Origin of the sequence: Bifidobacterium ruminantium DSM 6489, from assembly GCF_000770925.1 — a bacterium.
GTDB classification, from domain to species: domain Bacteria; phylum Actinomycetota; class Actinomycetes; order Actinomycetales; family Bifidobacteriaceae; genus Bifidobacterium; species Bifidobacterium ruminantium.
The window spans coordinates 79727-93467 of record NZ_JDTK01000002.1 but is presented as its reverse complement, the minus strand read 5'-3'; the positions used below and the strand labels follow the sequence as shown (position 1 = coordinate 93467).

Below are 13741 nucleotides of genomic sequence, written 5' to 3'. Positions count from 1 at the left end.
CAACAAGCCATGGTCACTGGTTCTGCGGAGGAAGCGCGGCGACCTGCTCCGGGTCCTTGCCGATCGGGCCAGCGGCGGAAGCGCCGCCCAGATCGCCCACTTCGGCGAAGAAGCTGACGGCGGCATCCTTGTACCAAGCCCACTCCTCCGGCAGGTCATCCTCGTAGAAGATGGCCTCGGTCGGGCACACCGGCTCGCAGGCGCCGCAATCGACGCATTCGTTCGGATTGATGTACAAGGAACGGGAGCCCTCGTAGATGCAATCGACCGGACATTCGTCCACACAGGCCTTGTCCTTGACATCCACACACGGCTGAGCGACGACATATGGCATGGTTACCTCCTCAACAACACGTACCGTTCCAGATTACTCTTGCTTGGCAACTTCGAGTTCGCCGGTGCCGAGCCGGGCGTGGCGGTAGCCGTAGCCGAAGTAGATGGCGAAGCCGACGATGAGCCAGACCACGAAGCGGATCCAAGTGAGCACGCTCAGATTGACCATCAGCCACAGGTTGGCGATCGCGATCAGAATCGGCACCCACGGATTGCCTGGGATCTTGAAGGAGCGTTCCAGATCGGGGCGCTTCTTGCGCATGATCGGGATGGAGATGGCGACGAGCGTGAACGCCGAAAGCGTGCCGATGTTCACCATGTCGGACAGGATGCCGACGTTGCAGCAGGCCGCGATCAACGCCATGACCACGCCGACGATGATCTGCAGGCGCACCGGAGTGCCATGCTTGCCGGTATGGCTCAGACCGCGAGGCAGCAGACCGTCACGGCTCATGGCGAACACCACTCGCGTCAGACCCAGCAGCAGCACCATGACCACGGTGGCCATGCCGATGACGATGCCGAGGCTGATGATCTTCGCGGCCCAGTCGGCGCCGACCATCTTGAACGCGACGGCCAACGACGGATCCTTCTGCTTGGCGAGGTCCTTGTAGGAGACCATGCCGGTAGTGACGACGGCCACGAGGGTGTACAGCACAATGATCAGTCCCATGCCCACGCCGATGCCCAGCGGAACGTTCTTCTTGGGGTTGATGGTTTCTTCGGAGGCGGTGGCCACGACGTCGAAGCCGAGGAACGCGAAGAACACCAGGGCGGCGCCGGAGATGATGCCCGTCACGCCGTAGATGCTGGGCGCCATGCCGGTGGCCCACTGCCACAGCGGCTGCTCCATGACGGCGGAAAAGCCGGAGCCGTCGGTGGAGGCGGCCGGTTCGCTCGGCGGGATGAATGGGGTGAAATTCTCGGCTTTGACGTAGAAGAAGCCAACAACCACGATGAACACCACGATGGCGATTTTCAGGATGGTGAGCGCGCCGTCCACGCGCGCGCCGATTTTGGTGCCGAGCACCAGCAGCGTGGTGAAGAAGGCGACGATGACGATCGGAGCCAGGTCGAAGTTGAACGAGCCGATGGAGATATTGGTGTTGATGTTCCAGCCGATCAGTTCGAAGAACTGGTTCAGGTACACGCCCCAGTATTTGGAGACGACCGAGCCGGCCATGAGCATCTCAAGAATCAGATCCCAGCCGATCACCCATGCCACGATCTCGCCGACGGTGGTGTAGGTGAAGGTGTATGCGGAGCCGGCCACCGGAATCATGGAGGCGAATTCGGCGTAGCACATCACGGCCGCGCCGCACACCACGCCAGCGATCAGGAAGCTCAGCACCACCGCCGGTCCGGCATAGAATGCGGCCGCCTGCGCGCCGATGGAGAAGATGCCTGCTCCCACGGCCACCGCCACGCCCATGATGGCGAGATCCCACCAGGTCAGGTCGCGCTTGAGCGCATGGCCGGACTCCCCTGTCTCCGCCAGGGTCTGTTCGACGGATTTCTTACGGAACACGTTCATATGTCGTCCTTCGTTCTCTGCCTATTCCACGCTTCAATCGTCACATTCTCGTGGAACAAGGGGCAAGTATAGGACGCGAATGTCACATCATGCGTGTTTCGTACGCCACCTGAGATATCGGTTCAGCGAAGATCCATGCCGATGACGACGGGCTCCGGCACCAGCCGGATGCCGTAGGCTTTTTCGACGCCGTCCTGGATGGCGCGGGCGAGACGCGCGACGTCCTTCGAACCGGCGCCACCGCGATTGGTCAACGCCAAGGTGTGCAACGTGGACAGTCCGGCTGGCGCGGCCTCGTTGATCTTGAATCCCTTGTGAAATCCGGCATGGTCGATGAGCCATGCGGCGGAGGTCTTGACGCCCGGACGGCCGTCCGGCAGCACGGCGTCGAAGCGCGGCGCGTCCTTGGGGAGCGTTTCGGACTGTTCCGCGGTCAGAATCGGGTTCATGAAAAAGCTTCCGCAACTATGCCGATTGGGATCCACGCCATCGACGCCGCCTTTGGCTTGCACTTCGAGCGCGATGTCGACCAGACGCGGCTTCTTGGTGCCCTGCATGGCCGGTTCCGCATAGCGATGCGCATCCTCCAGCATGCCTTTCGCGGCGCGCACTTTGAGTACCGCGTTGCGGATATCCGCGGTTTCCATGCGATCGCCCACTTCGACGCCCAACGCCTTGGCGAGCTGTCCATAGCCGACCACGCCGGTCGCGCTACGACGCAACGCGAAGGTAACCGACAGCACCACATAACGCGGCGTCGGGAAGAACTCCCCCGCCGGAGTGGCTGGAGCGCTGTACATGCTGGCCTTGAGGGCGCTCATGCGGTATCCGAACGCAAGCTGATCCTTGCGCAGCTGCGCAATCGTATGCTCCTTGCGATCCCATACCTCCACGTTTTCGACGCTGGAGGCGACCTCCTGGCCGTACGCGCCGATGTTCTGCACCACGGACGCGCCGACGGTGCCGGGGATGCCGGACAGTCCTTCCACGCCCTCCAGACCGAGACCTATGCAATAATCGACGAAATCATCCCAATTGCAGCCCGCCTCGGCGTTGACACGCACGACACGCCCATCTTCCTCCGAAGAAGACGTTCCATCCAGCACGTTGATGGAACGTCGTGCGTCGCGAACCACCACTCCGTCGAAGGGAGCGTCGTCCACGAGCATGTTGGATCCGCCGCCGATCACGCACAGCGGCTTGCCTTTGGAATACGCGTCCTCGACGGCTTCGATGACGCCGTCGCGTGTGGTTGGTTCCAGGAGAACGGCGATATGTCCGCCGACGCCGATGGTGGTGAGATCTGCAAAACTTGTCATAGCGCTCCAGAGTAACAAAAAACCCGACCAAATTGGTCGGGTTTCGAAAGTTTGTTTCCGTTCAGCGGGTTTCGCGATGCACGGTCTGCTTGCCGCAGCGGGAGCAGAACTTCTTGAGCTCAAGACGATCCGGCGTGTTACGGCGGTTCTTCGTCGTGATGTAGTTACGCTCCTTGCACTCGGTGCATGCCAGCGTGATGCCCGGACGAATGTCGGCGCTCTTGCTTGCCATCTAGTTCACCTCTTGTGGTTCGTTGCTATACCGACATGCCGTCGGCCTTTGTAGCGAGAAAGAGACTCGAACTCTTGACCTTACGATTATGAGTCGTACGCTCTAGCCAGCTGAGCTATCCCGCCATGAGAGCCTCGAGTGAGAATCGGACTCACGACCTCTTCCTTACCAAGGAAGTGCTCTACCACTGAGCTATCGAGGCGTGGCGGATAGTGGATTCGAACCACTGAAGCACGAGGCGACTGATTTACAGTCAGTTCCCTTTGACCGCTTGGGAAATCCGCCGTGCTGCCTGTTTGGTTGAACCCCAACCGGCAACCCGTTTAGTATGCCACAGACCGGTCGATTTACGCAAATACGGCGTGTCGCGACGCTCGAAATCATCGCAAATCGTTGAAATTCCAACGATTTACGCCAATCGACGCCATACGACGCAAATCGGAGCCGCAAAACGAAGAAACCCCGCCTCCCACATCTTGCGAATCGCAATATGCGGGAAACGGGGTTTCGACGGCTACGCGCAGCTCTCAGCCGAGGATGGCCAGGATGTCGCGGGCGGAAACGATGAGGTAGTCCTCACCCTGATAGTGCACCTCGGTGCCGCCGTACTTGGAGTACAGGACCTTGTCGCCGACCTTGACGTCGACCGGAATACGCTCGCCGGCATCGTTACGACGACCCGGGCCGACAGCCAGGACTTCACCCTGCTGCGGCTTCTCCTTGGCGTTGTCCGGAATGAACAGACCAGATGCGGTCTGGGTCTCGGCTTCCGCCTGCTTGACGATGATCTTGTCTTCCAACGGTGTGAGTGAGATCGACACTGTGGACCTCCTCTTTCTTAAGAGAAATCGATACTTACCGCGCCGGGACCCGCTAGCAAGAGGCTGACGATCACTTACGGCGTCGTCCTTTTCGCGCTGAGCCTTATCCTAGCGCGATTATTAGCACTCTGCCAACTCGAGTGCTAACGCTGTGAGAGAAATTATGAAAAAATCCTGGAACCAATAAGGTTCCAGGCTTCGCGAACAATCGTCCAAGCGTTTCGTCAGGCGCTGCGACGGGCCAGAATCGCCTCGAGACCGGTTCCCAAGGAATCGGAGGTGGCATCCGGAGCGTCCACGTCGGCGCGGACTTCGGCATCATGGAATCCCGAGACATCCACCGCCTTGAGATGCACGCCTTCCTCCACACGGACGGCGGCCTCATCGGAATCCATGGCGCTGATCGCGCCGCTCGGCACGATCAGCGGCTCGTCGCCAGTCCCGCCATCCGAAACGGGCACGGCCTTGGCGACCTGTTTGGTGGATTTGATCTCCATGCTTTCCGGAGCGTCCTCGGCAATGTCGTTTCCGTCACGCGGCGACCCCAGCGAGAAGGAAATCAGATCCTGGGGCGCATTGGTGCGGGCAACCGCGGAAGTCTCATCCGAATCCTCGCGTTCATCATGGATGGACAGCCCCGCTTCCCTGTCCGTGGCCGGTGAAGCCTCTTCCGCAGGAACGCGGTGCGCTTCGACCTTGGAAGCAGCATTCTCCCTGCGTTTCAGCACCGCGGCATCACGATCGGCCTTGCCTTGATCAATCGCCTGGCGAATCTCACCGGCGGGCACCACGTCGGTCTTGGTCTGCTCGTCATCGACGCTTCGACGGTCTTCGGATGGCTCCCGTCCGTCGAGCTTGGCGCGCTCCGCCTGCTCCTTCTGCGCGCGGACACGCTCCGCCGCGGCACGCTTCCTCATTCTGGAACGGTATCGGGAAACCTTCCGCTCCCATGCGACAGCCTGCTTGGACGCCCTGATGCCCAATGCCAGCACCACCGCCAGCAACGCCGCGGGAATCAATGCGAACAGCGGACTGAAATGCAACGCAAGCGCGCACACCAGCACGACGACCGTAATCGCCAGCAAAGAAAGCACAATCATCCGCCTACGACGAATGGCGGCGCGTCGAAGAGACCGGACCTGCGCGATCCGTTCCTCGGACATTCCACCCGCATGCGCCTGCGTGGACTGCATCAAAACCCCTTTCGCTTTCGCGACGGTATCATCGGAAAACCGTGTCCCGCTATCGGCATCAACCAGATGCAGCGACGGCGAAAAGCGATCCTCGCGATGTTCAATCACCCTCTTCATGCCCTTGACTGTCCGTCTCGGAAGCCATACGGCCATAAGGATGACAACGATCGCAAGCACGACCACCGTGCTTAACGATTCATAACCCATATGTCACAAGAATAAGTGACATTCCGACAATCTCGGCGACGAGCCACCGGCGTGTCGGATTCTGAATGTTAGCTGAATGAGATGGAGGACATCAGACGCGCTGTGAAGCCGTTGGGCGCGTCCTCCGCCATCAGCACATAGCTTTCATGATCCCGCCACCGTCCATTGACGTACATATACGCGCGACGTCTCCCCTCGTATGTCGCCCCGAGCTTGATCGCAACGTTCCGGGAACGCTCGTTCTCAGGCAACATGTCGATTTCCATGCGATGCAGTCGGGGGCCCGTCGCATCGAACATCGCCCAATCCGCCATCAACGCGACCGCCATCGGCGCGTAATTCCGCCCCGCGCACCGCTCGTCCACCCAATAGCCGACCACACCGGAACGCATGGCGCCATAGCAGATCGCGCCCAACGACACCTGTCCGACAATCCGGCCATGATGCTCGATGGCGAACACGGCCCCGCTGCCGTCGCGCTCGTTGCGACGCAGCCTGCGCATCCATTCCTTATACGAAATGGACTCGCCATGCATCGGATCATTCGATTCCCAAGGCTTGAGCCAGGCGTCGTTGCGCCATCGGACCTCGTTCCATTCGTCATAATCAGCCGACGTCAACGGACGCAGACTCACCGGAACACGCATGCTGTGAGATTGGATGAATTCCGGCATCTCAAAGTCATCTGTCCCCGGATGATGCAGCATACCGTTTAAGGATTGAAAGAACGTCACCCCTCCATTGTGCCCCACCCACGCCCCATCACCATTCCCATGCAACAGACGCGTGATACAACAAGGGTCATGGACATGCACGGAAGAACCAACGAGACCGAAGATGCGGAGGCACAACGCGCGCTGAAGCAGCAATGGCGCAAGGACGCCCTGGCAAAACGCAAAAAGACAACCATCGTACAACGGCAGGAGGCGGGCCGACTGCTCGCCATACGCGCGCGGGAAACGGCATTGGTCCGACCCGGGTCGACGGTCGCAGCCTTCGTCTCCATGGGCAGCGAAATTCCGATGACGCCCCTGCTGGAAACGTTGTTCGATATGGACTGCCGTGTGCTGGTGCCACGTCTGGGTGCCGGCATGGAAATCGGCTGGAGCGAATTGGACGGCATCGACGGCCTGCGGGATCAGCACAACGTGGACGGCTCCGTCAACACTCACCGCCCGCAGGAACCGGACAATGCCGCCGATGGCCCCGAGGCGCTCGCGGAGGCCGAGCTGGTCATCGTGCCCGCGTTCGCCGTGGACGAACATGGTTTTCGACTGGGACGCGGCGGCGGATGGTACGACCGCGCCCTGTTGCGCCGCAGCGCGACGGCCCGCGTCATCGCCGTATGCTGGCCTTGGGAGACAACGGATACGACGGTGCCGCACGAGCCGCACGACATCCCCGTCGACGGCACGCTCACTCCGGACGGCTACCACGCCGTCCGCGGATAGGACGGTTGCGGGACGGTCTCAGGGAACGTACTAGGATATGTCCCGTTAAGAAATTTGGGATTGCGCGCAAAGCGAGGACATCATGCCTACTTATCATTACCGTTGCAAGAGCTGCGATTACGATTTCACCAAGCAGCAGTCGTTCACCGACGATCCGATCACCGTATGCCCGGAATGCGGCAAGGAACAGGTCCGCAAGGTCTATTCCGCGGTTCCGATCGAGTTCAAGGGTTCGGGCTTCTACCACACCGACAAGTCCAAGTGATCCGGCCGGCGCGGAACCGGAAGCGACACGCCGGAGCCTGTGGATAACCCGCATTCTCCGACCACAACCCCGAATCCGGCTTGCGCCCTTTGCGAACATCAGGTCATCATCAGCGCATGATGACCTTTTTTCATACCTTGATGGAACGGCCGCGACGAAACATCGGCGGCGCGGAACGGGCACGAAGTCGCTCCACACGGGAAACGGAGCCGAACAGGAGCCGCCGAACCGCACGGAAAGCCGATGCGACACCCAGCAACAGACGACGTGACGCGCGACTGCATCGCATCCTAGCCTCGGTCTGCGCCGGATTGGCGGTGTTCGCCGCATTGCAAAGCGTGCGCCTGTCCTTCGCCACGCAACCCGTCGTGGTCGCGACGCAGGCCATCGCCAAAGGAGACACCATCGCACGTGGAATGGTGGAGTTGCGCGACATCCCGTTCGACGAATCGCTGCGTGGTGCCATCCATACCATCGATGACGCCGTCGGAGCAATCGCTCAAGTGGATATCGGGAAAAACAATGCAGTGATGGCATCGATGGCACGCGCCTCGCCCACCGTGCCTCAGGGGCATACCAGTGTGGAAGTGCGTCTGGCGAGCGCCGCCGATGGTCTGCTGCCAGGCGATAGGGTGACGCTTTCCGGCGCCGTGGCGACCGGTTCGGGCGCGCCGGACGGTTCGGGCATGCCGGATGCTGTCGACGCGGACGGGAATCCGCCGGCAACGAGATTGAGCACGCTCAGCTCCGACGCGCTGCTGACAACCAAGCCATCGAAGGATGCCCAAGGCAATGCCGTCGCGGTGTTCGCGATGCCTCCTGAGGAGGCGGCGATCGTACTGCATGCTCAGGAATACAGCGCCGTCATAGCGACCGTCAATCGGCGTCCATGACGGAATTCAGCATGAGGAATTCAGCGACCGCGTTCAGAGAAGATGGCCCAATGCGGCGGAAGCTCGCCGAGGATGCGCTTGTCGTCATCCGCTTCGCGCTGGCGTTCCGTAAGCGTGTCCGAAGGCTCGAGCTTGACGCCATCGGCGTCGAATAGCTCCGTGCCCCGGCGTACCACGCGCCTATGCACGCGCGCGGTACGTCGCGTGGACGAATAGCCGGGCTGCCCGGAAGCGGCGGGTTCCGACGCTTCGGATCCGGTCTCACAGGAAACGGACTGGACGCTCACTTGTCCTCCTGATACAGATCACCCAAGCGGGCCACGATGCGGTCGACCTCCCTGTCGGGATTCACGAACGCGCCGACGCTCCATACCGTCATCACCGACCAGCCCAATGATTCGATGTCCTGCAACAGCACGCGATGGCGTTCCCTGGTGGACTGCAATCCCATGAACTGCGCCTCATCGGTCAGCACAGCCAATGCGAACGGCTTGCCCTTCAAGCCGACCACCAACGGCAGTTTGATGCCATTGTCGAAGCCATAATCGACGGCCACGTCCAGACCGCGCTCACGAATCCGCTGGGCGAGATCGTTGAACAGCACGTTTTCGCCGGATTCCTTGACCGCGGGGCGGACCACCGCATTGGCGTCAAGCTGCTCGGCCCAGCGCAGCACGGTCTTGAGCATCTTCGGCCCGTCCTGATGCAGACGGCTGTCGTCCATGTCTTCGGACGTGAACGCGGACACGATGTCCAGATGACGATCGGGCACGGCCAAGGCGTCAAGCAGCATGCCACGGCCGCCGTCGGATTCCAACGCGCCGAACTGCTGCAGCAGCCTGCCATGCGTGGTTTTGGCGTAGCACATAGCAAGAATGGCGTCTGTGGCGTGGGCGCCGGCCACATCGTCGATGTCCATGATGCGCACATGGCGCAGGAACATGCCCATGGCCTTGTCCTTGTTGGCAAGCGACTTGAGCTCGGCTCCCAACCGCATACGGAACGTATGGGTCAGCGCGACCACGGTGAGCACGTACGATGCGGGAACGATGGTGAATCCGGCCGCACGCTGGCCGATGATCCTCACCACCTCGTCGATCTCCTGCTGGCTCGATTCCACCAGACCGGAATTGATGACCGGAACGCCGTTGGCATCCGGCACGAAATGGTACAGCACCTCGCCCTGGGAGCCCTCGCGGGCCACATCGCACGTCACGCTGCCGTATCCTTCCGATTCAAGGAAGGCATTGAGCTTCGGCGCGCGGCGAACCGGACGGTCTTCTATCTTCACGCTCGGCAGCAACGAAATCAGCCTTCGCATGCCATCGGATGTGACGGTCTGGCGATGCGCGACCACCACGACCTGCTTGGCCCTACTGATGATGCTGAGCAGCTCGATGGATGGGATATGCGCTGCCGCGTCGATGATGACGACGTCGGCGAGCGGAGCCACATCGGTGACGGCGGCGAGCGTGGCCGGAGTCGCCACCAGAATCGGCTTCGCCGCGGACAGAATCTGCGGATGCTCCCTGCGCAATCTGTTCAACGGCACATTGCGGGAGCCCGCAAGCATGGTATGCAGCAGATTGGCCTCCTGGGTGCGGGAGAACAACATGTCGCACAAACGGCGCACGGATTCCTGGGAGATCATCGGGCCGACGGAACGCACATGCTCCACATCCACCTGCGTAAAGCGGTCGGCCGCCGCCTGCAAGGCGGAGCCGTCCTGATTGGAGATGATGGCGGAGGATTTCACGATGTCCTCGAACGCGGTGGTCCACCACGCCAGCTGCAGCTCTCCGCCGACGGCCTCATTTGGCACGCCGCGGTTGTTGAGGTCAGCCACGAGCTCGTCCAGACCGGCCGAATGGAACTCACGTTCCAGACGAGCGCGTTCCGGCAGGGTGTCCAGCGCCTGCTTGTCGTCGTACAGCGCCTTGAGACGTTCCTCGACCTGGTTGAAATCGACGGTTTCCAGATTCCCGCCCTGCGGAGTGGTCGCCAGCACCATGTCCAGCGAGGTCATGTCGTTGGACAGCCTGTCCTGGGTGTCGATGATGTCGTCGAGCTTGGCGGGCAGCACCGGCCAGCCGCCGTGCGGCACGAACATGTGCCACTGCTCGGCCTGCTTGGCGACCACGAGCAGCGCCTCGTGCAGGTTCTCCACCTGCGCTCCGACGCGGAGCATCGCCTTGGCTTCCTTGATATGCCGGCGACGGTCCCAGAATCCCATGGAACTGCCTTCGGCCTTGCGCTGGGCCTTCGGCTTGGTGGCCTCAATCATGGAATCGATGTCCCGTTCGAAGATCTCCGGTTGGAACACGTCAAGCACGCGACGCAGGTTCTTAAGCACCATGACCTGCCGTCCCCATTCCTGCGCGGTCGTGGGGATGGGGAAACCGCAGGTCTGCACGGTGCTGGCCACCTGCTCGCGTGTGGCGGGCAGTACCTTGCGCAGCAGCTCGACCACGCGCTGGTACGCGCTGACCGCCTCGTCCTCGGAATACAGCGACGCCTTGTACCAGGCGGTGTCCTGCTCACCAATGGTGTATTCGCCGAGTTCGCCCGCACGATACAGCTTCTGCGCCCACTCCTCCATCTTGTCCGCGATGGAATGGGCCGCCTTCTTGTCGAGGCGCACATGCGTGGTCGGATGCGTGGGCAGCACCGCGATCTGGGCAAGGTTCTGGATGGTCTGGTAGGCGGATACACCCCATTCCTGGTTGACGCCGTGGAGGTCACCCAGGTATCTGGCCAGGCGGGAGCGCACGCCGACCAGCTCATCCGCGATCTGGTCGAAACGCGAGGTCGCGACGCCCGACTGGAAGCCGACGGCCGTAATCAGCTGCCTGTCGATTGCGGCATTGACACCGTCATCGGCGATGTCCAGCAGCTGTCCGCTCATTTCGTTCGCAGCGATCGTTTGCATGAAACGACGCTTCTGATCGGTGACGCATGGCACGTACAGCACGGAATGGCCCGCCATCACGCAACGGGAGGCGATCGCGGCTGACTGCTCGGCGGTGTTGTTGCAGGCCGCGCTGTCGACGAAGACCGAATGGCCGTCGGCGGCAAGCTGTGCCGCATAGCGGACGGTGTTGTCGACATCGCCGATCTCATACTCGCCGTGCGGATCGGCGTCGAAAGGACTGTACGGCGGAATCTGGGTTCCCTCCAGCGATTCCATCGCCGGCTTGTCTCCGGCGAGCGCGTCCAGCACGGTGTTGCCGGTCGGCCCCTGCGCCAGCTCGTCGATAATCTGCTGGCTTTCCACCAGCATCTGCGACGAGGGGTCCATGAAGCAGCCGAGTATGATGTGCCGTTCGATTTCGAAATCGGGGAACACCGTGGACGCTCGCGCCGTGATGGTGGAGAACACCGCCGAGGTCTCCGGCGTGCCGCTTTCGTAGTTCGAACCGTCGAACAGCTTGCTCTCGTCCAGCACCACGTTGTTCTCGCGCATCGCTGCGACGAAGGCGGCATTCAGACGCACCCGTCCGGTGAACGCTATGACGGTGCCGTCCTCGACGGTGCGTCCTTCCTTGCGCACCTCGACCGGATACATGAGCACCGGCATCTGATTGCCCTTCCACAGGGCGACTCCGACCACCATCGAAAGCTCGCCGACACCGCTGATACGGTTCTTCGTCTCCTGGTCGTCGAGCACGCGCTCCACGCGTCTGCCGGCGGCACGCAGCATGCCGTTGTCACGGAACAACGAATCCAGCGTGACGTGGCCGCTGGCGAACAGCTGCGCGATTCCCGAGGGATGCGCATGCGTCAGGTCAAGCTGGGCTCCCAGCTGGGTCACGTCCTCGAGCGGGGATGGCGAAAGTCCGAGACGGTATTCCTCGCGCCATCCGCGGATACGATCCAATGCGGTGGTCGTCTCTTTGGTTTCGCTCATTGCAAACTCACTTCCCTACTGCCTTACGATATTCCTCATATCCCGGATTATGCGACAGCGCCGCGTCGATGTCCTGGTTACCCAAAGCGCCCAGCCAGGCGTACAAATCGTCGTACAGGGACGGATTCATGGCCAGGAACGGCAGCAGCTCCGGATGCCGCGCCATTTGGAATTGCACGGTGAAATCATCGGTGTGCTTGGCGTCATCGGAGGTCAGTCCGTCGACCTCAATGGTCTGTTCCTGCTTGGCAAGCCCGCCTTTGGAGACGCGGTCGAACACTGAACCGGGTTCGAAGATGGGCTTGAACGCCGTGGTCTCGTCCGGCGCGGGCTGGGATCGCGCGACCTGCGGACGGAATCGTTCGTCATCGTCGGGCCGTGTTTCCGTGGCCTCGGCAGGAACGGCGTTCGCCGGTTCCTGCGATTGCGCGGCCGCCTGTCGCGCGGCGTCGTCGGATGGCTTGGTTTCCGGCGCACGCGACTGGTCTTCGGCGGATTCGTCCGGCTTCCGTTCCTCTCCATCCGTATCTGGTCTGGTCGGCAACGCGACCGCCACCGGGGTCTTCGGACGGGCTCCAAACAGCCTGTCCACGGGAATCGTGTCATGTTCGGCGTTGTTACTGGAGACGTTGTCCGGAAGCGCCGGAGACTTGCCTTCGTTCTTGTTCGCGTCTTCGGCTGAAGCCGATTCCGCCGCGGCCGCCTGTGCCGCCGCGTCGGCGAACAAATCGCGCGGCTTGTCCTCGATCGGAGCGTTCTCCTGCACCAGGGAGACCGAGGGGAAATCGTCGACAGACTGAGGCTTGTCATCTTGCGCGGGCGTGAACTCCTGCCGCTCGGCCTGGCGCATGGCGACGGCGCGGTCGGTGATGTTGCGGGCGTGGAAGAACGCAGTCGGCTCGCCGGCGCGCAGGTTGAGGATGTCATCCACGGACATGTCGGCCGCATCCGGCTCCTGAGGGATATCGTCCGAAACCGCATACTCGAACAGGTTCGAAACCGCTTCATGCGCGCCATTCGCGTCGTCGGAAGCGGAATCGTCCTTCGTGTCCTCACGGCCGGCTTCGAACCTGAGACGGACGTCGCCGAACTGCAGGGTGACCGACGTGGAATGCAACGGAATGGCCTCATCCACCGGCAGACGCATCAGCTGTCCGCCATCAGTCACGACGAACGATCCGTTGGTGGAATGCAGGTCGCGTATCGAGCCGTTTCCTTGTTCGTCGACAGAGAAGACGGCATGCCTTTTCGACATGGATTTGTTTGGATCCTGGATGTCAAGTCGGGAGAATCCATCCTCAGGCAATGGGCGTAGCGGTTTGCGTCCGATTTCAACACTTTCGCCGTTATGAAGCACCTTCAAATCGTTTCCGTCAACACTGACGATCCATTGCCGCGCCATTCGTTGATCCTCGCCCACCGTGTCGGCCTTCCTTTCACACATTGCACTATCTGCCATTGTGTCATGATTCATCGAGAAAGTAAGGATTATGCATTGATAAATCGACAACTTCCGCCCATTTTACCCATTTCGGAGCGGATCGGGAAAATGCGCCCGTATAAACGGGAAACCCCGCCGCCGAATG

13 protein-coding genes and 3 tRNA genes are annotated in these 13741 nt (G+C 61.4%); 3 read left to right on the top strand and 13 right to left on the bottom strand.

The features are described 5' to 3' along the window. Window positions 1-13 precede the first annotated feature (13 nt). From fdxA to OU26_RS01435, 10 genes are all read right to left on the bottom strand, one after another. Window positions 14-334, bottom strand: a complete 321-nt coding sequence (gene fdxA / locus OU26_RS01480) for a ferredoxin (protein ID WP_026646524.1) — start codon at window positions 332-334, stop codon at window positions 14-16. 33 nt (window positions 335-367) lie between these two features. Continuing rightward, window positions 368-1867, bottom strand: a complete 1500-nt coding sequence (locus OU26_RS01475) for an amino acid permease (RefSeq protein WP_026646525.1) — start codon at window positions 1865-1867, stop codon at window positions 368-370. A 122-nt stretch (window positions 1868-1989) separates the two neighbouring features. Beyond that, the gene (locus OU26_RS01470; RefSeq protein WP_026646526.1) at window positions 1990-3186 is read right to left on the bottom strand and encodes an FAD-binding protein; all 1197 of its coding nucleotides are present in this window, start codon (window positions 3184-3186) and stop codon (window positions 1990-1992) included. A 61-nt stretch (window positions 3187-3247) separates the two neighbouring features. Continuing rightward, window positions 3248-3418, bottom strand: a complete 171-nt coding sequence (gene rpmG, locus OU26_RS01465; RefSeq protein ID WP_003807891.1) for a 50S ribosomal protein L33 — start codon at window positions 3416-3418, stop codon at window positions 3248-3250. A 51-nt stretch (window positions 3419-3469) separates the two neighbouring features. Continuing rightward, window positions 3470-3543 (bottom strand) — tRNA-Met (locus tag OU26_RS01460). Window positions 3544-3548: 5 nt separating this feature from the next. Further along, window positions 3549-3620 (bottom strand) — tRNA-Thr (locus tag OU26_RS01455). Between the two features lies 1 nt (window position 3621). Further along, window positions 3622-3703: transfer RNA gene (locus tag OU26_RS01450), tRNA-Tyr, on the bottom strand. A gap of 242 nt (window positions 3704-3945) precedes the next feature. Next, the gene (gene groES, locus OU26_RS01445; RefSeq protein WP_011742802.1) at window positions 3946-4239 is read right to left on the bottom strand and encodes a co-chaperone GroES; all 294 of its coding nucleotides are present in this window, start codon (window positions 4237-4239) and stop codon (window positions 3946-3948) included. Window positions 4240-4463: 224 nt separating this feature from the next. Next, window positions 4464-5639, bottom strand: coding sequence for a hypothetical protein (locus OU26_RS01440; RefSeq protein ID WP_026646527.1), 1176 nt, complete (start codon window positions 5637-5639; stop codon window positions 4464-4466). A gap of 68 nt (window positions 5640-5707) precedes the next feature. Continuing rightward, complete coding sequence (locus tag OU26_RS01435) at window positions 5708-6313, bottom strand: GNAT family N-acetyltransferase (RefSeq protein WP_152571284.1); 606 nt, start codon at window positions 6311-6313, stop codon at window positions 5708-5710. A gap of 129 nt (window positions 6314-6442) precedes the next feature. Here OU26_RS01435 and OU26_RS01430 point away from each other — a divergent pair, with 129 nt between their 5' ends. The 3 genes from OU26_RS01430 (at window position 6443) to OU26_RS01420 (ending at window position 8248) form a co-directional block, all read left to right on the top strand. Beyond that, on the top strand, window positions 6443-7090 hold the full coding sequence (locus OU26_RS01430) for a 5-formyltetrahydrofolate cyclo-ligase (RefSeq protein WP_026646529.1): 648 nt from the start codon (window positions 6443-6445) through the stop codon (window positions 7088-7090). Window positions 7091-7172: 82 nt separating this feature from the next. Next, complete coding sequence (locus OU26_RS01425) at window positions 7173-7355, top strand: FmdB family zinc ribbon protein (protein WP_026646530.1); 183 nt, start codon at window positions 7173-7175, stop codon at window positions 7353-7355. Window positions 7356-7471: 116 nt separating this feature from the next. Continuing rightward, entirely contained in the window at window positions 7472-8248 is a 777-nt protein-coding gene (locus tag OU26_RS01420) for a flagella basal body P-ring formation protein FlgA (protein ID WP_026646531.1), read from the top strand. 20 nt (window positions 8249-8268) lie between these two features. Here OU26_RS01420 and OU26_RS01415 read toward each other — a convergent pair whose 3' ends face one another. The 3 genes from OU26_RS01415 to OU26_RS01405 are packed head-to-tail and all read right to left on the bottom strand — an operon-like array spanning window position 8269 to window position 13599. After that, a complete protein-coding gene (locus OU26_RS01415; RefSeq protein WP_026646532.1) occupies window positions 8269-8535 on the bottom strand; it encodes a hypothetical protein in 267 nt (88 codons plus the stop codon). Then, complete coding sequence (locus OU26_RS01410; protein ID WP_026646533.1) at window positions 8532-12155, bottom strand: helicase; 3624 nt, start codon at window positions 12153-12155, stop codon at window positions 8532-8534. Before OU26_RS01410 ends, OU26_RS01415 begins: the two co-directional genes overlap by 4 nt. A gap of 7 nt (window positions 12156-12162) precedes the next feature. Continuing rightward, complete coding sequence (locus tag OU26_RS01405) at window positions 12163-13599, bottom strand: FHA domain-containing protein (protein WP_033498808.1); 1437 nt, start codon at window positions 13597-13599, stop codon at window positions 12163-12165. Window positions 13600-13741 lie beyond the last annotated feature (142 nt).